Consider the following 21153-nt stretch of genomic DNA (forward strand, 5'->3'; position numbering starts at 1 on the left):
TCCTTCTGCTCTGTGCAGAATTCTGCAGAACGAGGTTTATTTCCTTCCCAGAACGCCCCTTTCCGTGGCCAAGAAATCCACGGGCCGGTCCCAGGGATCCGGCTGGAAATCCCGGAGGAAGGAGCTGTACACAAGGCCCACCGTGGGGGCGGAGCTTGCGGCCAGCAGGCGGTCGTAGTAGCCCCCTCCATAGCCAATGCGAAAACCGGCGCGCGTAAAGGCTAAGCCGGGCACGATGATCAAATCCAGCTCCGCCGGGGAAAGGGTTGGCGCGCCAGGCACGGGCTCCAAGATGCCGAAGACCGCGGGCACCAGGTTTTCCCTACCGGTATAAAGCGTGGGCACCAGGCCCCGGGGTTCCCGGCGCACCACCGGAACGTAGATCTCCCGCCCCAGCTGCTCCAGATGGGCAACAATGCCCCAGGTATCCACTTCCCAACCGATGGAAAGGTAGGTCATGATCCGCCGCGCCCCCTGGTAAGCAGGGAGCTCCGCCAGGAACCGGCGGATCTGGGCATCCCACACCGCCCGCCTTTCTGGGGGGACCTCAGCCCTTTCCGCCTTCAGCTGCCGGCGCAGCTCAGCTTTAGCCATGGGACTGCACCGGCCTTAGGATGGAAACGCTGGAGCGCTCCCAATCTAACATCTCAGCGAGGGCGCTCTGCACGTCTCGGGCTGTAACCTCTGCCAGCACCTCCAGGTAGCTGTAGTAGGGGGTCCCTTCAAAGTACTGGGCGGTGAGGCGGTTGGCCGTGTATTCGAAGGAGTCCAGGGCACCCAGGAACAGGCCGTAAAAGCCCTTTTTCAAGCGCTCCACTTCCCCTTCTTCTACCCCACCAGCCTTGAGGCCATCGATGATCTGGACCAGCCGCCCATGGAGGGCCTGGGGATCATCGGTCTCGGAACTGATCAGCGAATGGGCGAAGCGGGGATGCCCCCGGAAGCTGGCGGAAAAGGAGTCATCCACCAAACCCTCCCCGTAGAGCTGGGCATAGGCCTGGGAGCTGCGGCCGGAGAGCAGTCTAAGCCCCAGGGTCATGGCAATCTGCATGCGCAAAAGCTCCTGCCCCCGCCAGAGGGGATCGTGCTTGAAGCCCAGCATGTAGCGGGGTCGGGAGATGGGCAGCTGTGTTTCCGCCCAGGGCTTGACTATGCCGGAAGGCTCCGCAGGGTCCACCCGCAGCACCGCTTGGCCGTTCCCCCCAGCTGGACAGCTGGAGCGCACAAGCTCAAGGACAGCCTGGGGCTCCACATCGCCCACCACCACTAGGGCCATGTTGCCCGGCTGGTAAAAGGTGTCGTAGCAGAGCTGCAGCTCCGCCAGGGTGATGCTGCGCACCGACTCCACCGTCCCGCCAATATCCAGGCGCACCGGGTTTTCATGGTAGAGGTTCTCCAGGAGGGTGGCGACTATTCTGTGCTCGGGATAATCCGCGTACATGCGCAGTTCCTGCTCGATAATACCCCTCTCCTTCTCCACGTTCTCCTCCGTGAGATGGGGGGTGTGCACGAACTCCAGAAGGTAAGCCAGGCTCTCCCGCCAGTGATCAATGGTGGTGAAGAAGTAGCTGGTCTGGTTGTAGCTGGTGAAGGCGTTCACCGAGGCCCCCCAGGCGGCAAAGCGGTCAAAGACGCTGCCCTCTTCCTCCTCAAACAGCTTATGCTCGAGGAAATGGGCTATGCCCGGCGGAACCTCAACCGCCCCCCTTCCCGGAAGCTCAAACTTAGAATCTAAAGAGCCATAGTGCACCGATAAAATGCCAAAGGTTCGCAAGAACTGCCTCTTGGGCAGCACCATCACCTGTAAGCCGTTGGCTAGACGCTCCTGGAAGAGTGTTTCGCCGCCTGGCAGCTTAATCTGTTCCATGGCCTGCTCCTTTCTGCGGGGAAGGACGGAGGATGTAGGTGGTGTCCAGCTGCAGATGCCCCATGGCCCGGACCACACTATCCAGGGTCACGGCCTCAATGGCCTCCACCACCTCTTCGATGCTGCGCAGCTCCTCATGGACGATCCCGATGAGATTGCGGTCCACGAGGCTGGAGGGGTTATCCTGCATGCTGCGCATGGAACTGATCAGACCCCGCTTGGTCTGCTCCAGTTCCTGGGCGCTGATCCGCCCCTCCTGGACATCCCGGACCTGCCTTTGGATAATCTCCACAGCCTGCTCCTTCTGCTCGCCGCTGATGCCCGCGGTGATGGTCAAAAGGCCCTTACTCCCCTCCAGGCTGGAACTTACATAGTAGGCCAGGCTCGCCTTCTCCCGCACGTTGATGAACAGCTTCGAGTGGGCAAAACCGCCCAAAAGGCCGTTGCCCACCAGGAGGGAGTAGTAGTCCCCATCTGGGTAGGTGAGCTTGGTGCGGTAGCCCATAACCAAAACCGCCTGCTGCACATCCATGTTTTCCTCGAAGTACCGGGGCTGCTCCACCTCCACCCGCTGCGGGGGCTGGAGTTTTTGCTGGCCGTCCCGGCCCTGGATCAGCCCGGCGAGGATCTCCGCGGCCTTTTTCGCCTGGGACCCCACCACAAAAATGTCCAGGGGATAGCCGGCTAGAAGCTTCTGGTAGTGGGCGTACACTTCCCCGGCCGTTAAGGAGCGGACCGTGTCGGCATCACCGTACTTGTAGATCCCGAAGGGTTCCTGGGCGCACATGAGGGCGGTGCAGCGCACCAGGGCATAGGTGCGTTTGTCGTTGATCAGCCCCTCCAGTTCCTGCACCAGGTTGTGCCTTTCCTGCTGGAAATAGGGCTCAAAGAAGCCTCCTTCGCCGTAGGGGCGGGAAGCGATCTCCCAAAACGTCTCCAGGCTGCGCCGCAGAAGCTTCTGCCCCTGGGGCAGGAACTGGGGATCCACCATCTGGAAGTGGAACTCCAGAATTTGCCGCTCACCGATCTTCAAAACGTCGGATCCGAAGTCGGCGGCGTACAGATCCTCAAGCTCCCGGGCGATATCCCCGGTGGTGGGAAACCTCTGGGAACCCCGGCGCAGCAGCAGGGGTACCAGGGCGGTTTGCGCCGCTTCCCTGGGCTGGAGATCCTGCTGGATAAATACTTTACAGGTGAGCGTTTTGAACTTATCCGTGGGGCAGAGATAAAGCCTTACACCCGGGCCCATCTCCTGCTGCGTGAAATTCATCTCAGTTCCTCCTCCAGGAGATCCTCTTCAAGATCAGTAGTTTCCCCAAAAACCCCAACCTTACCAGCGGGCAGGCCGTGGAGGCAGTAAGACCTCTCACTGCACAGCGCGCACTTGGCCGCCGGGGGGAAGGCCTCCGCCCCGATTTCCGCTCCATCAATAATGCGCTGGCAGGTGTCCACCAGCCACGCCTCGGTCTGATCTGCATCCAAAAGCTCCGGTTCCAGATCATACAGGCTGTTGGGGATGAGGAAGTAAGCCTGGGCTTTCACCGCGGGCAGGCGAAACTCCCGGGCCGTGGCCCAGGCATAGAGGCGCAGCTGCACCCGGTAAGCATCTCCCACCTTGGGCACCTCGCCCGGCTCAATCCAGTTGGTCTTAAAGTCCACAACTTCCACGCCCTCTTCGCCCACATAGACCTGGTCCACCAAGCCGTTAATGAGGAAGCTGCCCGCGGGGATGAAGAAATTGTGCTCTTTGTACAGCCTCCCAGGGGCCCCCGCCTGCACCCGCTGGAAGAACGGGCTGGCCAGATAAGGCTGGATGATTTCCTCCAGCTGCGCCTGCTGGCGGCTGGTCAGTGTAACCCCCTCCACCGCGGCTGCATCCTGCACCAGCCTGCTCAGCTCCTTGGGATCTTTAATCTGTTCCACCACCCGGTGGACGATGGTGCCCCGCTGCGTGGCGCTTAAGCTGCCCTGGGTTGGGGCGGCGCTTTGGGCCCTTCCCCGCTCAGGCAGGCCCAAAATGTGGCGCAGGTAGTAATAGCGGGGGCAGAGGTCGTAGTTCATGAGGGCGGTTACGGAAAAGGGCACCTGAACGTACTGGGGAGCAAGGGGCGCGTATTCAGGCAGCTCCAGGCGGGCCGGCTCGCCTTGGGGCGGCCCCTCCTGCAGGGGTGGAAGCTCGCCGGGTATGATCTGGTAGCAGTCCTGGTCAATGTGGGGCTGATGCTCCTGAAACCAGCTCCACCAGCTGTCTTTGCCCGCCTTGCCCGTCCGGGCGCACCAGAAAAACTCCTCCTGCGCCCTGGTGACGGCCACATAGAGCAGGCGCTTGGCCTCGCTGGCCTCTTCCGCCCTGTCCAGCCCCCTGGCCAGCTCGTAGTCTGCCATTTCCCGGTAGACCAGGCCGAACTCGGGATGGTAGAGCACCTTGCCGCCCTGGGTGCGCACGGCCCCCGCGTTGGTGTCCGCCAGGAAGACCACGGGGAACTCCAGGCCCTTGGCGTTGTGGATGGTGCGCAGGATGACCACATCGGCATGCTCCGCATCGAGCTGGGCCTCGCCCTCCTTGTGGGCTTCCCTGGCCAGAAGGCGCAGGTACCGCACCTGCTCCGGAACCGTGTACACATCCCGGGCAAACAGGTCCCAGCTCTGCTCCAGGAGCTTTTCGATGTTGGCCACCTTCTGGGGGCCGAAGGGCAGCCGCCAGGTCTTTTCCACGTAGCCCGTGCGCCGGAGCAGCTCGCCGATGACCACGGGGGCAGGTTGATGCTTGGCCAGAAGCTGCAGCGCGCTGTAGTCTTCTTCTGCCCTGGCCAGGGCCTCCTGCTCCTTGGGGGTGAGCCTGTCCAGCTCTCCCCTGCGCAGCCAGTAGAGGCCCTCATCGGAAAGGAGGTAAAAGGGGGAGCGGAGCACCGCCATTTTGGCCACTTCATCTCCGCTATCCTCCAGCCAGCGGAAGTAGTGCAGCACATCCTGGATTTCCTGCTTGGCATAAAAACCCCGCCCGCTTAAATTCACATAGGGAATGCCCGCTTTTTTGAGGGCCTGCTCGTAGATGTACATGCTGGTTGTGGCCCGAAAGAGGATGGAAATATCCTCGTATTTATACCTTCCGCCCTCCACCAGCTCCCGGATCTGCAAGGCGATCTGCTCCGCCTCCGCGGCCCGGGCCTCGTCCGCGGACAAGGCCTCCGCCGGGGTAAGCAGGATGCTCACGCAGGGCCGGCCGGCTGCGGGTTTATCCGCCTCGCTGGGCTCAAAGCCAATGGGTTCCCCCGCGAGCAGCCGGTGGAAGAACTGATTGCAGAACTTGATCAGCTCCGGCCTGGAGCGGAAATTGGTCTCCAGGAAGATGCCCTTGCCCGTTTCGGCAACTTCCCGCTGGGTCTGGACAAACACCCCCACCTCCGCGCCGCGGAAGCGGTAAATGGACTGTTTGGGGTCGCCCACCACAAACAGCACCGCACCCTGCGCGGTAAAGGCGTCCACGATCCGCTTCTGGAGGGGGTTGGTGTCCTGGAATTCATCCACCATGATGTGCTTGAAAGGGTAATCCGCCACCACCTGGGGATCCTCCAGGAGCTGACAGGTTAGGCGCTCTAGATCGCCAAAATCCACCAGGCCCCCCAGGCGTTTGCGCTCCGAGTAGAGCCCGTGCACGCGCTGGAGCACCTCGCCCAGATAGGTGAGGATGACCCTCCCCCGCCCTTCCGTGATGATCTGCTGGGCCGAGGCGATGAGCACCTTGAGAGCCGCGGTGTGCTCCGCCAGCTTCCCCCGGATGCCGCCCACCAGCTTCTGCAAAATCTCCAAAGCCTCCAAGCGGAGATCCGCATCCCCCAGGCGCAGAAGCTCCCGCAGGTAGGGCCATTCCTCGGCCAGCTGTTCCAGGACTTCCCCCTGACGGGGGGTGCTGGGCGTCAAACGAAGCACCTGCTCCGTCCGGTGCTCCAGCTCCTGCAGGGGGAATTCCCCCAGAGGCTCCGGGAAAGACCTTTGGAAGCGCAGGTCGCCTTTGCTGAGCATCTTCTCGTAGAGGTCCAGGACCAAAGCGCTGACCTCCCCGGCGGTCCCCAGTTCAGTGGGGATTTCTGTCTCCGCCACTATCTCCTCAATCACCTCCGCCAGAAGGAGGCGGGTTTCCCACTCCTCCCCCACCCGGAACCTGGGATCCAGGCGGGCCTGGAGGGGATGCTCTTGGATAATGCGCTGGCAGAGGCTGTGGATGGTGGAGATCTGGGCCCGCTCCAAACTGGCCGCGAGCTGCGGCCTGGCCTCCCGCAGACGCTCCTTCATCTCCTGGGCTGCCTTCTTGGTGAAGGTGATCGCGGCGATCTCATCGGTGGTAAATCCTTGATCCAGGAGGTGGAGGTACCTTTCCACCAAGACCCAGGTCTTGCCCGAACCCGCGCCGGCCACCACCGCCACCGGGCGGTCGATGGTGACTATGGCTTTTCTTTGACTGTCGGTCGGCTTAAAAGCCACTGAGGCCCACCTCCTTGCGGCAGATTCCCTGGAAAGCGCAGTAGCTGCAGATGCGGGGGCTCACCGGCTCAATGGGGAAAGCCCCCTCGCAGATGGAGCTCACCAGTTCAGCCAGGATGCCCTCGAACTTGTCCAGCTGTAGGGCAAATTCCTCCGCGGACAGGATGTTCTGCCGCTGGGTCACCCCCAGCTGCTTGAGGTAATCCTCCTGGAAGATGCCCCGGGGCGCGGCGCCATCGATGGGATAGTAGGCTGCCCCCACATTGCGCCCTTGGGGCAGGAGGGTCTTGGAGGCCAGAAGGTAGGCGGCGATCTGCACATCTTCCCCCTTCAGCAGGGACTCCAGCTTGGGCGGAGAGCCGGTCTTGTAATCGTAAAGGACATAGGCGCCATCTGCATGCTGGTCAATGCGGTCGATCCGGCCCCGGAGAAGCACAGGGCCGTAGGGGCTGGGGATGGCCACGCTGTCAAACCTGCGCTCTAGGTAAGCCGGCCGAAATCCCCTCTGGACCCGCAGCAGATCTTCGCGGATAAAAGAGCGCATGGCCCGCAGCACATCAGCAGGGGCCGGGTTTCCAAGCTTAAGGTACTCCCTGTGCAAAAGCTCCTCCAAAAGGGCCTGCGCCGTTTCCACAGAGGGCAGGGGGCCCGTTAGGTGCTCCTGCCAGAAATCCTTGAGCACCTCGTGGATGATGATACCCTTGTCCCGGGCATCCGGCTCCAGGGATTCCTCTTCCAAGGCTTCTAGTTCCAGAACATAATCGCAGAAAAAGCGGTAGGGACAGTTGGCATAGTTGTTGAGCTGAGAGACGCTGAGCCCCTCCCCCAAAACCTTTTCCCGCAGAGTTCGCAGGAGCTCCCCGTCCCGCAGCTGGCCGTCGCCGAAAAAGAGGGACGGGTAGTGGATGGGATCAAAGCCCGGGGCCCGTTTCTCCTTTTCCAGCTTGGGCAGGAGCGTGGAGGGCAGGTTCAGTTTCCCTTCCCTGTCCACTTCCGGATAGTGTAAATGGAGGTACTTAGCGGAGGCTTTGAGGCGGGCAAAAAGCTCTTCCCCCTGCACCTCGGCCCGGGTTTTGGTGAGCCAGTGGGCACGGCTGTGGGGTGGGAACTGCCCTTCCACCAGCCCTCCCACATAAAGATGATCGTAGGTAAACCCCCCCAGCCGCTCGATGCTGAGCACCTGTACCCGTTCGGCAAAGACCCGCTTGGCCTGGATCTGGTAGCTGTCCAGCAGGCCCTGGAGGAGCTGGAGGAACTGCCCGGGGGATATACTCCAGCTGCAGGCCTGCAGGGTCTCGGCGATGCTCTGCAGGCCGTCCCAGGCCTTCACCAGCTCGGCCCAGCCTTCCAGGTCCGCCTCCGGCTTGACCCAAAGCTCTGGATCCAGCCTAGCCAAAAGGCCCGCCAGCCAACTGCCGTACTCAGCCAGGGGCCTGGATTTCAGTTCCGCACCGAGCTGGTCCAGGAGGGCCAAAACCCGCTGCCAGCCCTCTGCCTGCCCCAGGCGGCTGCGCCAGGCGGGCAGTCCCTTCACAGGCGGTGCCAGGCGCAGCAGGCGGTGCTCTTCCGCGGTCAGGCCAAAGGGGAAACCCCAACCCGGCGCGGTGAGCAGCTCCAGGGTCCGCTTATCCCAGCCCGCCAGCTCCCCGGCGATCAGGGTGAGCAGGGTCTTCCCCAGGGGAGTGTTGCGCAGGCTGGTCCCCGGCACCTGCCAGGGGATTTTCATTCGGTCGAAGACGGGAAGCACAATGGGCAGGTACTGATTGGGCTGGGGAAAGGCCGCGGCCAGGCTTTCCACCGCGGCGCCCTCTTCCATCTGCCTGCGCAGGGCCGCGGCCATCAGCTCCACCTCTTCCGTGGGATCCGCCGCTTTAACCACCTGGATCACCGGTTCCTGGATAGGTGGCTCCACCACTTCCAGCCTGCGGCCCTTGGCCAGAGCCTGCACGAACTTCTCCTCCAGGGGTCTGAGCTCTCCCAGTCCCTCCAGCTTGATCACGGTGATCTCCGGCAGGACTTCCTGCCCGTCCATAAGCTCCAGGGCCCGCTGGAGCCGGCCGGGGGCAGTGACTACGCCGTGCTCTGCCAAGATCGCCTGGTAGCGGCTGTGGAGCAGCTCAAGCTCAGCCCGGCCCGGCCGGGGCATGGCGGCATAGATATCTTCCCCGTAATCCAGCCGGTTAAAGAGCCACTTCAGTTCCTGAATGAACCCGCTGAACTGGGCGATGGGCGCGAAAAACTCCAGGCTCCCCTTGAGCTCCTCCACGCTCTGCCAGACCGCCACCTCTTCCAGGACGCGGTTCTCCTGGTAGGAAACGAGGCCCGCCCGGAGAATCTGCGCGGCCAGCCCGCCTAATGTTGCGGCCAGGGCCGGCTGCCCTTCCCGGGATAGGCGGCGCCTGGTCTGCTTGAGATAAGCACTGGGAACCACGTACAAAACGGTCACACTTCCGCCCCCTAACTAGCGCAGCAGTTCTTCAATGATAAAGGCAACCCCGTCCCGATCGTTGCTGGGGGCAATCAGCCCCGCCTTTTCCTTCAGGAGGGGGGAGCCGTTTTCCATGGCGATGCCCAGCCCCGCCCAGAGGATCATCTCCAGATCGTTGATGTTATCCCCCACCGCGGCCACCTCCGCTGCCGCAAGACCCAGGCGCTCGGCTACGAAGGCTACCCCCGTGCCCTTGTTGGAGTGGGCCGGGAGCAGCTCGATCCCCCGCCAGTCCTCCCGCTCCGCGCCAAAGAGCAGGGCGCTCACCTGTCCGGCGTAGTTCTCTCTGATCTCGGCATAGAGGGGATCCACCTTGGCCGGGTGATCGATGATGGCGATGCGCACAGGGGGGCTGGTAATCTCGATGTCCCGGGCAAATTCCGCGGCTTCGCCGAGGAAATAGGCGAGGAGGTTTTCCGGTTCCCGCCAGCTTCCCTCCGGGGCCAGCACCTTTTCCCCCGCGCTTTCCCCGGTGTAGACCACGTAATTGACCCGCCAACTGTTAAGCTTGTCCACTAAATTCGCGGCCAATGATGGGCAGATGCCGCTCTGCAGCACCGGCTGGAGGCTGGTGGGATCGGCCACCACCACTCCGTTGTGCACCACCATCAGCTCCTGCACGCCTAGGGCCCGGGCCACCGGCAGGGTGTTGCCCAGGCGGCGCCCTGTGGCCAGCACAATCTTGAGCCCCCGCTCCTGGGCCCGGCGCACCGCGGCGGCGGTTGCCGGCGTCAGCTGGGAGCTGCTGTTGAGCAGGGTTCCGTCCACATCTATGGCCAGGAGTTTATACTTCATACTCCACCTCAATCCTAGAGCCAGATGGACACCTCGTCCCGGTCCATCAAGCTGATGCATTCCCGCAGCTTCTCCTGGAGCACAGGATCTTCTGCGGCGGCGTTGCGCACCTGCCTGAGCAGGTCAATCCCCCGCCGGAAGGCAAAGACCAGATCGCCCTCGTCCACGGACGTATCCTCCAGAAGGTCGTTGAAACTCTCCCCTTTGCTCCAGCGGTAGGCCAGCGCCGCCACATGGTCGTGGAACTGCACTGTGGTATAACCCAGCATGTGCCGCTCCATCTTCAGCAGGTGGAGGTAGATGCGCTGGATGGGCCCGAAGTCCAATCTGTGCTTGATCCGCAGCTCATTTTTGCGAGGCTCGTAGCCCACCGCCACCATCACCGCATTGAGCTCCGGCGGGGGATAGGCGTGGAACAGCCCTTCCATGAACAGCTCCGTGAGCAGGAGCTCATGCCCGTGGATCTGGCTGGCAAAGGTGCCCGCCGCGGTGAGCTCATCGTGTTCGAGATAGCCCAAGGCTTCCAGGAGGGCCTTTTTGTCCTCGAACTCCCGGATATACTTCTCCAGGGGGTTGAGGGCCTGTTCCCTGAGGAGCAGGCGTTCATAGGCCTTAACCTTCCGGCGGAAGCGGCGGTTTTCCCGGCGCAGGGAAGCCCGCTCCCGCTTGGGGTAGGCCCGGTAGAAGGCGCTGTCCAGCCTCTGGGTGAGGGCGCGAAGCTCCTTCTTCAGCCCACTGCGGGTACGCTTATTATACGCTGTGCTGAGCTTTCTTTCCAGCTCGATGCGCTTTTTCAAGGCCTGTTCGAACTGCTCCAGCCCCCGCATGTTCTTGATGTAAGGTGCCAGCTCGTCCTGGAGGATCTCCAGCTCCACCAACACCCCCTGGCGTTCGGCGGATGCCTGGTAGGTGGCGAAGTTCTGGCCCAAGATGCGGTAGATCTCCTCTTCGCCGTAGTTTTTCACCAGGTTGAGGATGGAATTATACGTCAGGCTGAACTGGCTCTGCAGGGGCTCCACTTCGTCCTCGTTCATGCTGGGGAACTGGCTGGGATCGAAGTAGTTCAGGTCCACCAGCATGAAGGCAAAGCCTTCCTCGTCGATCCCCCGGCGGCCGGCCCGGCCCGCCATCTGGAAGTACTCCCGGTTGGAGATGGGCCGGAAGGTGATCCCGTCCCATTTGGTGCTGGAATCAAAGCACACCGTCTTGCAGGGGAAGTTCAACCCCACAGCAAAGGTTTCGGTGCAGTAGAGCACCGCGATCAAACGGCGGGTAAACAGCTCTTCCACAATGTCCTTGAGCACCGGCAGCATCCCCGCGTGGTGATAGGCGATACCCTTGAGAAGCAGCCGCCGCAGATGGGGCCAGCGCCCGCTCTCCAGGGAGGGGTACCGCTCCAGGACCTCGTCGATGGCTTCTGCCACCTGCCGCTTCTGTTCGCGGGTTAGGAAATCCTCTGCTTCCCCGAGCTCAAAGGCATTGCTCTCGCATTTGCGCCTGCTGAAGGTAAAAAAAAGGCAGGGCAGGTAATCGTCCTTGATGGCCTTGATCAGGTCCAGGTGGGTGGTGGATTCCGCTTCCGGGCGGCCCGTGGGGCTCTGGGCCGCCAGCCGCTTGTAGCGCTTCTGCACCCGGTTCATGGTGGTAAAACCCAGGGACCGTTCAAACAGAGCGTGTTTGAGGGGAACGACCCGGTGGTTGTTGGTGACTACCTTCACTTCCTGCTGCTGTACTTCCTGAATCCAGCTAGCCAGCTGGTCCACGTTGGGAATCGTGGCGCTCAGCCCCAAGAAGCGCATGGAAGGGGGCATGAAGATCAGGCTCTCTTCCCAGACGCTGCCCCGTTCGGGATCGTCGATGTAGTGGATCTCATCGAAGATCACATAGCGCACATCCCGCACCCGCTCCGGATCTTCGTGGAGCATGTTGCGGAAGATTTCCGTGGTCATGATCAAAATGGGCGCATCGGGGTTGATCACCACATCCCCTGTGAGAATGCCCACAGCCTCTTCCCCCACCACTCCCTTGAACTCCCGGAACTTCTGGTTGCTCAGGGCCTTGATGGGGGCGGTGTACACCACCCGCCCACCTTCTCGGTAGATCTTTTCGATTATGTAATCGGCAATCAAGGTCTTGCCCACGCCGGTGGGCGCCGCCACCAGCACAGACTTGTTTTGGTCGATATAGTCAACCGCCTGCTGCTGAAAGGGATCCAGGACGTAGCCGCGGTACGTACGGGTTTCTGCTTGCTTGGTCAAGGTCAGCCTCCTGTCTAGCAGAATATGCCGCAACCGGTCTGCACATCAATCTGCTCTTCCTATAATCTCACTTTTCGCCGGGAAAAAGACAGAGCTACCTTCAGGAACGGCAGCTCCTTGTCCGCTGTGTCTTTACCTATCCAAAAAACGGAGCACTTCTGCCCTGGTGGGTACGGAGGGTTGGGCCCCCCGGCGGGTCACCGCGATGGCCGCTGCCGCATTGGCGTACTCCACCGCTTCCCTCAGGCTGCGCCCTTCGCCGATCAGGGCCGCCAGCGCGCCTGTGAAGGTATCCCCCGCGGCCACAGTGTCCACCACGTTCACCTGGTGCCCGGGGATGTGGAACTCACCGGCCAGGGTCAACCCGTAGGCACCCTGTGCCCCCAGGGTAATCACCACAGCCAGCACCCCCCGGTCCAGCAGCACCTGGGCAGCCTGCCGGGCGGAGGCCAGGTCCACCACCTCGATACCCGTGAGGAGCTGGGCCTCGCTTTCATTGGGCGTGATCACCGTGATGCAGGGGTAGATGTCCAGGGGTAAAGGCTGGGCCGGGGCTGGATTGAGGATCACCTTCGCTCCCTGGGCATGGGCGGCGCGGACAGCCGCGAGCACCGTCTCCAAAGGGATCTCCAGCTGTATCACTACACAGGAACATTCCGCCATGACAGGCTCCAGGGCCTCAATGTCCCGGGGGCTCACTGCCCCATTGGCTCCGGGGATGACCATAATCCGGTTGTTGCCCTGGGCATCTATGACAATGAACGCCACTCCCGAGGGGTGGTCGTCATCTACCAAGAGGTAGTCAGTCTCGATTCCTTCGGCCTGCAGCGAAGCGATCTGGTCCCGTCCAAAGGCATCCGCGCCGACGCGCCCGGCCATAATCGTGCGGGCGCCCTGCCTGGCCACGGCCACAGCCTGGTTGGCCCCCTTGCCTCCGAAATAGCGGTGAAACTCGCTGCCCAAAATGGTTTCACCGTCCGCGGGGACTCTAGGGACGTGCACCACCAAATCCATATTCAGACTGCCGATTACTAAAATCTTCGTGCGCTGCATCCGCATCCTCCATCTCTCAAGATTGGAACGTATACTGATTTCGGTATAGTTCGCCAACTTCCTGCCCGGGCATACTAGCTTCAGGAGGTGAGCCATGGAGACCAATGAGTTTGGCTTTAACTTCGATCATTCTTACTCGCGCCTGCCCTCCTCCCTCTATTCGCTGGTGCAGCCGGCCAAGGTTCCCAGGCCGGAAATCGTCATCTTCAATGAACCCCTGGCGGAGCTTCTGGGCCTGGATCCCGCCGCGCTGAGCAGCGCAGCCGGCGCTGCCGTCCTATCGGGCAACCGCGTCCCAGAATGGGCCCTGCCCCTGGCCCAGGCCTATGCCGGCCACCAATTCGGCTATTTCACCATGCTCGGGGATGGCCGGGCGCTGCTTTTGGGGGAACAGATCGCCCCTTCCGGCCAGCGCTGGGATCTGCAGCTGAAGGGGACCGGCCCCACCCCTTACTCCCGGGGAGGCGATGGCAAGGCCACCATGGGGCCCATGCTCCGGGAGTACATCATCAGCGAAGCCATGCACGCCCTGGGCATCCCCACCAGCCGCAGCCTAGCGGTGGTGGCCACGGGGGAATTGGTTCCCAGGGAAACCCTGCTGCCCGGGGCGATCCTGGCCCGGGTGGCCCAGAGCCACATCCGGGTGGGCACCTTCCAGTATGCCGCGGCCTTCGCCCCCGACGCCCTCCAGAAGCTGGCAGATTATACCCTGGAGCGGCACTACCCCCAGCTCCGCGGGGAGGCAGACAAATACCTGGCCCTGCTGCGGGAGGTAATCCGGGCCCAGGCCTTTTTGGTCTCCCGCTGGATGCTGGTGGGTTTTGTGCACGGAGTGATGAATACCGACAACATGGCCATCAGCGGTGAAACCATCGATTACGGTCCCTGTGCCTTCTTGGATACCTATGATCCAGCCACCGTGTTCAGCTCCATCGATCATCATGGGCACTACGCCTACGGCCGGCAGCCGGAGATCGCCGCCTGGAACCTGGCCCGTTTTGCCGAGGCGCTGCTGCCCCTGCTCTCCCAGGAGGAAAAGGAGGCGGCACGGGCAGCGGAGGCGGAACTGGCCCGCTTTTCGGACCTATACGACTCCTTCTACCTCGAGGGAATGCGCCGCAAGCTGGGCCTGGCGGATGCGGAGGAGGGAGACCGGGAGCTGGTGCAGCAGCTTTTGGACCTGATGGCCAAGCACCAAGCTGATTTCACCAACACTTTTCTGGATCTCACCTTCCAGGCTTTCTCAACCGGCACCCTCTATCAAACAGACGATTTCGCCCGCTGGGAAGAGCGCTGGCAGGAGCGCCTGGCCCGCAGCGGGCAGAGCGCCGCCTCTGTGCAGGAGCTCATGAAAAGGAGCAATCCGGCGGTGATCCCCCGCAACCACCGGGTGGAAGAGGCGCTGCGCCCCGCGGTACAGAAGGCCGATTACGGGCCCGTGAGAACACTGGTCAAAGTGCTGCAGGACCCCTTCGCCCACAGCCCGGAGCAGCGGGAATACGCCACGCCACCGGAGCCCTCAGGCCTGCCCTACCGCACCTTCTGCGGAACCTGAGAAGAATGGCGATTGGGCATAGACTTTACAATTCATTAGGTGTATACTTAGAAAAGAAGACGCCAAGGAGGTGTGGAAATGCGCGAGAGAGTAGAGGCGGTTCTCGACAGAATTCGCCCAGCTATTCAAGCCGATGGTGGGAATGTAGAGTTGGTCGAAATCAGCCCCGACAACGTGGTTAAGGTGAGACTGACCGGCGCTTGCGTAGGATGCCCCATGTCCCAGCTGACCCTCAAGGCCGGTATTGAACGCATCCTGAAGCAGGAAGTTCCCGAGGTTGTCGCGGTGGAAGCGGCCAATTAGATAGACTGTCAGGAGGAGCTGGGAGCTCCTCTTTTCCGTTTAGGGAGCAAGGCGCACAAAGCAAGAACCAGGGAGGTTGGCCATGAGCGCACAGGTCCTCAAGGCTTTGGGTGAGGCGGTTTTCCAGGCGGGCTTTGATGCCTTTGCCGTAATGCCGGCGCGTCCTTCTAAGCGCCTGCTGCCCCTTTTGCGGCAGGCCCAAGAAGAGGGGCGTTATCCTGATTTTGTGGATCAGGATGTGGAAAAGCGCCTCGATCCCCGGAAGCTGCAGCCCAGCGCCAAGACGGTCATCGCCCTGGCCGTGAGCTACAACACCGGCCAGCCGGGACCTGTTCCTCCGCTCCACGGCACCATCTCCCGCTACGCCTGGGGTTTGGACTACCACCGGGTGCTGGGCCGGCGCCTGGACCAGCTGATCAGCTGTCTCCAGGAACGCTTTGGAGCCCGGGAATGCACCAAGGCTGTGGATACCAGCTTCCTGGTGGACCGGGCCCTGGCGGTGGAAGCGGGCCTGGGTTATGCCGGCGGAAACTGCGCGGTCTACGTGCCGCCCTATGGCTCCTGGGTTTTCCTGGGGGAAGTGCTGGTGGATGTGGAACTGCCTGCCACCAGTCCCAAAGGGCAGGGCAGCTGGTCCTGCCCGGTGGACTGCGGCCGGTGCATCAAGGCCTGTCCCACGGGGGCCCTTCTGGCTCCTGGCAAGATCAACCCCCACATCTGCCTCTCCTACCTCACCCAGATGAGCGGGCCCATTCCCCTGGAGTTCCGCTCTAAGCTGGGCAGCCGGCTGTGGGGCTGCGATACGTGCCAGCAGGTCTGCCCCGTCAATCGGGAGGCGCCAGTAACCCGCCACCGGGAGTTCGCTCCATTGGTGGGCCCCCATGTGCCCCTTTTGCCTCTGCTCAGTTTAAGTAACAGGGAGTTCCAGGAGCAGTTCGGCCAGACCAGCGTGGCCTGGCGGGGCAAAAACATCCTGCAGCGCAACGCCTGCCTCATTTTGGGAAACCAGGGGGCCCGTGCTGCGCTCCCCATTTTAAAGAAAACAGCCCAAGGGCACCCCAGCCCCCTGGTGAGGGAAGCTGCGGAGTGGGCTGTGGCCAAGCTGGGCTAGTGCCCAGCTTCTTGTTTGGCGGCGGCTAAAGCCTTTTCCAGCTCCCGGCGGTAGGCACCGTTGGAGCTTTTCGCGGAGGTCAAAACCTGCTCCAGGAAGGCCACCGCCTCCTCGCCGCCGTAACGGGCAATGGACAGGGCGATATGAACCTTGTCCTCATTTTCCTCGGGATAATGCTCGAAGATCTCCTTGAGTAGGCTCCACCGGCGTTTGCTGGGCGGCCCGCTGCTCAAAAAGAGGGCGAGATAAGGCAGGAGCGGAGAATCCCTGTGTTTGCGGACAAAGCGGCGCATGGCGGGCAGCGCTTTCCCCGCGAAACTCTTCAGCAGCGACCAGGACTCATAGAAGAGCGGGTCGTCCCAGTCCAGTTCTTCCAGAAGTTCTAAAATGGTATCGCTCACCTGGCTCAGCTTCCAGCGGTTGCAATAGACCAAGAGCCTGAGCAAAAACCTGGAATCCACGCCCCCGTGCACCAGGCGGGCCTCGAGGATCATGGTGATCAGATCCACCACTACCTCGTCAGGTTCCACATCCAGATACTGGAACCCCGTGGAGAAACCCTCCAGGAAGTTATCGTACTCATCCCGCTCTAAGGGGATGTTCAGCTCTGTGTAGCCGGAACCGCCCTGCCGGAAGTTGCGGAACACCCCCAGATCCGCCACTACATTGCCCTTCACCTTGCGGCGTTTCTGCCTTTCTGTGGCCAGATCTTCCAGGGGGTAGTTGAAATACGGGGTGACCCGGAGGTTGTTCATGAGGGTCTGCAGGCCGGAAAGGGCAATCTGGATGCGGGGATGGCTCACCTGCAGCCAGATGGGCCTCAGCCGCGCCCCCCGCAGCATGCGGGCCCCAACCTGCCCCAAGACGGCGGTGAGCTTGGGCCCAAGCTCCGCTTCCCTCCCCCGCAGCAGCCTGTGGGCCCTGCGCAGCAGCTCGTCCAAGCCCTCGGAGGGGGCAGCCTCCAGGGCGGCGTAAGCCTGCATCATCTCCCCGTAAACCGCCAGGCGCCAGCGGATGCGCGGCGCCGGGCCCTGTAAGAACCGGTCCACAACGTATTGAACGTCCAGGGGAAACCGGAACTTGTTCAAGTCAGCCAAAAGATTCTCCACATAATGCTCCACTGCCGCCCGGGCCTTTAAGAGATCGGCCCTGCTTTTCAAGGTGGCATGGAGCAGGGCAGCCGCCGCCAGCAGTTCCAGAGAAGCGGTGTAAGCTGCCAGCATCAGATCGAGCTCATAGAAGTACAGGCTTTCCTTTATTTCCAAACAGGACGAAACAAAGCCATCGGCCGTGGTTATTTCTTTGATTTCTGCAAGTAATTCCTGGTAATCTCTCTGCACTGCTTGCTGCCTCCCTATCGCCCCGACTCAATGGCGGCCCGGGCCAGAGCATCACAACGGTTATTGTACTTATTATCGCTGTGTCCCTGCACTTTAATCCATTGGATCTGGTGGATTTCCGCAAGCTCCGCCAGGCGCTGCCAGAGATCCCCGTTGCTCACCGGTTGTTTCCTGGCATTGAGCCAGCCGTTGCGGCGCCAGTTGTCAAGCCACCCCAAATTGAAGGCGTTAACCAGGTAAGCACTGTCTGAGTAAAGCCTCACCCTGCAGGGCCTTTTCAAGCTTTCCAAAGCCCTGATGGCCGCGGTGAGTTCCATGCGCTGATTGGTGGTCATGGGTTCGAACCCCGAGATCTCCTTTTCGTGCTCGCCGAAGATGAGGATGGCTGCCCATCCCCCCGGCCCCGGGTTGCCGCTGCAGGCACCGTCAGTGTAGATCTCCACCTGCGGCCTCAGAGTGATCACTCCTCCTCCCCAGCCTGCTCAATTGGCAGAGCTGGGACAAAGTGTTACAATATTAATAATACCATACTATACGATCTTTTGTATTTGGGGAGAGAATCTATGGCGGAAAGAACGGAAAAAATCACTTCTGGAGAGGCCCACGCGGGCCAGCCCTGCATCCTGTGCCAGGAAACCATCACCGCCCAGGATCAAGTGGTGGTCTGCCCCCGCTGCCGCAGCGTGCAGCACGTGGACTGCTGGAAGAGCAAAGGCGGCTGCGGCAGGGCTGGTTGTCCACAGCTGGCCCGCGCCGTGGTGGGGGAAAAGCCAGCGGGCGACGGCCCGCCGCCCCCGGTTTCCAAGAAGGTGATTGTGGGAAGCATTCTGGTGGCGGCTGCCCTCATCCTCTACATTATCTTCCGACCCCAGCCGCCGGATCCGGCCATGGGCAGGGTGAAGATCGTCTTTTTGGCCGAGGCTTCCTACGACCTGGGCGAAGTCATGACGGAACTGGCCGAAAGCTGGAATGAAACCCACGAGACCATCTACATCGACCTGCAGCTTCTGCCCCTGGGGACTTTAGACCCCAAGCTGGTGGTGCTCATCGCCGCAGGGGATGCACCGGATGTGATCGCCCTAGATGAGAACCGCTTCACCTACTTCACCGAGCAGGGCGCCCTGCTGGCCTTAGGCCAGGATCAAACAGGTAAGCCTATCTACGGCCTCCAGCACCCCGCGCAGCTGACCAAACTGGTGGTGTGGGGGGATACGGCGCATCCCGAAGAAGCCCTGGAAGTCCTGCACTACTTCCACGAGAACATTCCCCCCGCGGATCTGGAGGCCCTGAGCAACCAGGGCAGCATCCCCCTGCCCCTATTTGGTTTCTAGGCCCTGGCAAGAGAGGCACTCCCTTTTAGAGAGTGCCTCCTTTTTTTAGAACGATACCTGGGGAACTTCCTGGGCCCCTGGGGATGCTTCGAAGAAGCGCTTAGGTTCCTTCCCGAACACGCTGGCAATCAAATTCATGGGGAAACGGCGGATGGTGGTGTTCCAAGTCTGCACCGACTCGTTGAAACGCATGCGCTCTGTGGCGATGCGGTTCTCCGTCCCCGCCAGCTCATCTTGGAGGCGGATAAAGCTGGTGTCGGCCTTCAGTTCGGGGTAAGCCTCGCTGATGGCCAGAAGTCTGCCGAGAGCGGAGTCCAAACTCGCATTGGCCTCCATCTGATCCTCTGGAGTACGGGCAGCCAGCAGCCGCGAGCGGGCTTCAGCCACATCGGCGAAAACCTGCTGCTCGTGGCTGGCATAGCCCTTAACCGTTTCCACCAGGTTGGGAATGAGATCTGCCCGCCGCTGCAGCTGGTTCTCCACCTGGGCCCAGCGTCCTTCCACATTCTGCTCCAGTTCCACTAAACGGTTGTACGCGGAAATGACCCTGATGCCAAGCAGTATGACAATGACTGCGATGACAACGAGAACTAGCGTTCCTTTTTTCATTCTCTCCACTCTCCTTTTCCTTCCTTAGAATCTCCTGCCTGCTCCACCGCCGCCGCTGCGGCCTCCCCCAAATCCCCCGAAGCCGCCGGAGCCTCTGCCTGTGGGCATCCGCGGCCCGCCCATGGTGGGACCTGGGACAAAGATGGTTCTCCGACCGGAACCGCCGCCGCTAGCCCCGCCGCCCCTGGGCGGATAGAAGCGGTTGCGGCGCAGCAGCAGCACGATGAGGATAAAAATGAGAAACGAATAAAGCCAGCCGAAATCTCCTTTTTCCTCTTCCGCGATCTCGAACTTCTCCCCGGCCAAGATGCGGGCATAGGCCTTGGCCATGGCCGTGATCCCGGCCCCGTAATCCCCTTCCCGGAAGTGGGGCATGCCCTCCTGATCGATCACCGCCCCAATCAACCCATCGGGAAGCACACCTTCCAAGCCGTAACCAGGCTCCACCTCAATGGCCCGCTCCGCCACGGCCAGGAGGATGAGCAGGCCGCTGTCTTCAGGACCGCCGATCCCCCATTCGTTAAACAGCCCGGTGGTGTACTCCTTGGGATCCAGGGGATCGGTGCTGGCCACAGTGACCACCGCCAGTTCCACCCCCTGGTCCGCGCGCAGCTGCTCGGCCAAAACCTGCAGCTCCGACTGGCTGCGGCGGTCCAGCACATTGGCAAAGTCGTTCACGAAACCCTGGGGCTGGGGAAAGGCAGCCCAAACGGGGCCAGCGACCAGAACCGCAAAGAGGAAAACTATGGTCAACCCAACGAGTTTCCTGCTTCTCTTCATCTCTTACCTCTCTCTTTTCATCCACTCCCCGTGACGCCCCAGCACTTCACCCAAGCGGTAGTAGCGGCCAAAACCGTAAACCAGGGCATCGGCGGCGTAAGGGTCGAAGCGCTGATCCGCCACATACTGTTCAGCATAGTGCACTGAGACTACTTCCCCCAGGAACAGATCGTGGCTCCCCAGGGGAAGCACCTGCACCACCCGGCATTCCAGGTTTACCGGGCACTCAGCCAGAAGCGGCGCCGCCACAGAACTGCCGGGCAGGGCTGTGAAGCCGCAGCGGGCGAACTTATCAACCTCCCGGCCGCTGACATTGCCGCAAAAATCCACCAGCTCCACCTGGGATGCCCGGGGGATATTCACCACGAATTCGCCCGATTGCTTAATTATATCATACGAATAGCGCTCTGGGCGAATACCCAAGCTGATTATTGGCGGTTCTGAACAGGCCACCCCTGCCCAGGCCAGGGTGATGATATTTGTCCTGTCGCCATGGGCACAGCTCACCAAAACAGGCGGCAGAGGATACAGCCAGGTCCCGGGTCCACCCATCCGCTTCGCCATCCTACCCACTCCCCTCAAATTCTTCCAATCAGCTCTCTGCTTCCACCGGCAGGGATCGGTACACTTCCTGCCCTTCCCGCCAGAGGAAATCACCGGCGGTGAGCTCCTGGATGACCTGGCGCAGAGGTTCCCTTTCCTCTGGCAGGAGCAGCACGTGGAAGGTCACCTTCTCCAGATACTCCGTGTCCTGGAGAAAAACACCCTGGGTCAGCAGTTCGTTTTGAACTCTTCCTAGATGGGTGTAATCCACAGTGATGCCCACCTCCAGTGCAGGGACCATGCGTACGATCCCGGCGGCCTTGAGCGCCTCCCGGGCTGCTCCGCCGTAAGCACGGACTAAACCACCCCTGCCCAGGAGGATACCGCCGAAATAGCGGGTGACCACCACGGCACAGTTCACCACCTCATGGGCCTTGAGCACTTCCAAAACAGGCAGGCCCGCCGTGCCGCTTGGTTCATTGTCATCACTGTATTTTTGAACCTCCTGGTTCATTCCTATGATATAGGCCGGTACATTGTGGGTGGCGTTCCAGTGTTCTTTGCGTACTGCTTCGATGAACGCCTCCGCTTCTTCCCGGGTCTGGACGGGCTTGATGCGGGCAATGAACTTGGACTTC

At 61.5% G+C, this 21153-nt stretch carries 18 protein-coding genes; 4 read left to right on the forward strand and 14 right to left on the reverse strand.

Annotated elements, in window-relative coordinates; all coding sequences use genetic code 11:
• Nucleotides 1-36 precede the first annotated feature (36 nt).
• From ACE4YL_RS12015 to rbsK, 8 genes are all read right to left on the reverse strand, one after another.
• Nucleotides 37-594, reverse strand: a complete 558-nt coding sequence (locus ACE4YL_RS12015) for a 5-formyltetrahydrofolate cyclo-ligase (RefSeq protein WP_461359322.1) — start codon at nt 592-594, stop codon at nt 37-39.
• Nucleotides 587-1867 (reverse strand): EF-P 5-aminopentanol modification-associated protein YfmH, encoded by a 1281-nt coding sequence (gene yfmH / locus ACE4YL_RS12020; RefSeq protein WP_461359323.1) that lies wholly within the window; start codon nt 1865-1867, stop codon nt 587-589. Before yfmH ends, ACE4YL_RS12015 begins: the two co-directional genes overlap by 8 nt.
• Entirely contained in the window at nt 1854-3137 is a 1284-nt protein-coding gene (gene yfmF, locus ACE4YL_RS12025) for an EF-P 5-aminopentanol modification-associated protein YfmF (RefSeq protein WP_461359324.1), read from the reverse strand. The genes yfmH and yfmF overlap by 14 nt, the downstream gene beginning before the upstream one ends.
• Nucleotides 3134-6349: a UvrD-helicase domain-containing protein gene (locus ACE4YL_RS12030; protein ID WP_461359325.1), complete on the reverse strand. Its 3216-nt coding sequence runs from the start codon at nt 6347-6349 to the stop codon at nt 3134-3136. The genes yfmF and ACE4YL_RS12030 overlap by 4 nt, the downstream gene beginning before the upstream one ends.
• Complete coding sequence (locus ACE4YL_RS12035; protein WP_461359326.1) at nt 6339-8795, reverse strand: PD-(D/E)XK nuclease family protein; 2457 nt, start codon at nt 8793-8795, stop codon at nt 6339-6341. Before ACE4YL_RS12035 ends, ACE4YL_RS12030 begins: the two co-directional genes overlap by 11 nt.
• A gap of 15 nt (nt 8796-8810) precedes the next feature.
• Nucleotides 8811-9632 carry a Cof-type HAD-IIB family hydrolase gene (locus ACE4YL_RS12040; protein ID WP_461359327.1) on the reverse strand — a complete coding sequence of 274 codons (822 nt, stop codon included), beginning with the start codon at nt 9630-9632 and terminating at the stop codon, nt 8811-8813.
• A 14-nt stretch (nt 9633-9646) separates the two neighbouring features.
• Nucleotides 9647-11890: a DEAD/DEAH box helicase gene (locus ACE4YL_RS12045; RefSeq protein WP_461360250.1), complete on the reverse strand. Its 2244-nt coding sequence runs from the start codon at nt 11888-11890 to the stop codon at nt 9647-9649.
• A 132-nt stretch (nt 11891-12022) separates the two neighbouring features.
• On the reverse strand, nt 12023-12943 hold the full coding sequence (gene rbsK, locus ACE4YL_RS12050; protein WP_461359696.1) for a ribokinase: 921 nt from the start codon (nt 12941-12943) through the stop codon (nt 12023-12025).
• A gap of 94 nt (nt 12944-13037) precedes the next feature.
• Here rbsK and ACE4YL_RS12055 point away from each other — a divergent pair, with 94 nt between their 5' ends.
• The 3 genes from ACE4YL_RS12055 (at nt 13038) to queG (ending at nt 15912) form a co-directional block, all read left to right on the forward strand.
• Nucleotides 13038-14498 carry a protein adenylyltransferase SelO gene (locus tag ACE4YL_RS12055; protein WP_461359697.1) on the forward strand — a complete coding sequence of 487 codons (1461 nt, stop codon included), beginning with the start codon at nt 13038-13040 and terminating at the stop codon, nt 14496-14498.
• A gap of 78 nt (nt 14499-14576) precedes the next feature.
• Nucleotides 14577-14801: a NifU family protein gene (locus ACE4YL_RS12060; RefSeq protein WP_461359698.1), complete on the forward strand. Its 225-nt coding sequence runs from the start codon at nt 14577-14579 to the stop codon at nt 14799-14801.
• Nucleotides 14802-14883: 82 nt separating this feature from the next.
• Nucleotides 14884-15912 (forward strand): tRNA epoxyqueuosine(34) reductase QueG, encoded by a 1029-nt coding sequence (queG, locus tag ACE4YL_RS12065; protein ID WP_461360248.1) that lies wholly within the window; start codon nt 14884-14886, stop codon nt 15910-15912.
• Here the strand turns inward: queG and ACE4YL_RS12070 are convergent.
• The gene (locus ACE4YL_RS12070) at nt 15909-17252 is read right to left on the reverse strand and encodes a hypothetical protein (RefSeq protein WP_461359351.1); all 1344 of its coding nucleotides are present in this window, start codon (nt 17250-17252) and stop codon (nt 15909-15911) included. The genes queG and ACE4YL_RS12070 overlap by 4 nt on opposite strands.
• A gap of 14 nt (nt 17253-17266) precedes the next feature.
• A complete protein-coding gene (rnhA, locus tag ACE4YL_RS12075) occupies nt 17267-17716 on the reverse strand; it encodes a ribonuclease HI (protein ID WP_461359350.1) in 450 nt (149 codons plus the stop codon).
• Nucleotides 17717-17815: 99 nt separating this feature from the next.
• On the opposite strand from rnhA, the gene ACE4YL_RS12080 reads away from it, so the two are divergent.
• Nucleotides 17816-18583, forward strand: coding sequence for an extracellular solute-binding protein (locus ACE4YL_RS12080; RefSeq protein ID WP_461359349.1), 768 nt, complete (start codon nt 17816-17818; stop codon nt 18581-18583).
• Nucleotides 18584-18628: 45 nt separating this feature from the next.
• Here ACE4YL_RS12080 and ACE4YL_RS12085 read toward each other — a convergent pair whose 3' ends face one another.
• The 4 genes from ACE4YL_RS12085 to ACE4YL_RS12100 form a co-directional block, all read right to left on the reverse strand.
• Nucleotides 18629-19192: a LemA family protein gene (locus tag ACE4YL_RS12085; protein WP_461359348.1), complete on the reverse strand. Its 564-nt coding sequence runs from the start codon at nt 19190-19192 to the stop codon at nt 18629-18631.
• Between the two features lie 24 nt (nt 19193-19216).
• Nucleotides 19217-19972 (reverse strand): TPM domain-containing protein, encoded by a 756-nt coding sequence (locus ACE4YL_RS12090; RefSeq protein WP_461359347.1) that lies wholly within the window; start codon nt 19970-19972, stop codon nt 19217-19219.
• Between the two features lie 3 nt (nt 19973-19975).
• A complete protein-coding gene (locus ACE4YL_RS12095) occupies nt 19976-20536 on the reverse strand; it encodes a flavin reductase family protein (protein WP_461359346.1) in 561 nt (186 codons plus the stop codon).
• A gap of 28 nt (nt 20537-20564) precedes the next feature.
• On the reverse strand, nt 20565-21153 hold a 589-nt coding region (locus ACE4YL_RS12100), incomplete at its 5' end, for a YigZ family protein (RefSeq protein ID WP_461365599.1).

It is taken from the genome of Candidatus Darwinibacter acetoxidans, from assembly GCF_041936445.1.
In the GTDB taxonomy this organism is placed as follows: Bacteria; Bacillota; Limnochordia; order Darwinibacteriales; family Darwinibacteriaceae; genus DTU010.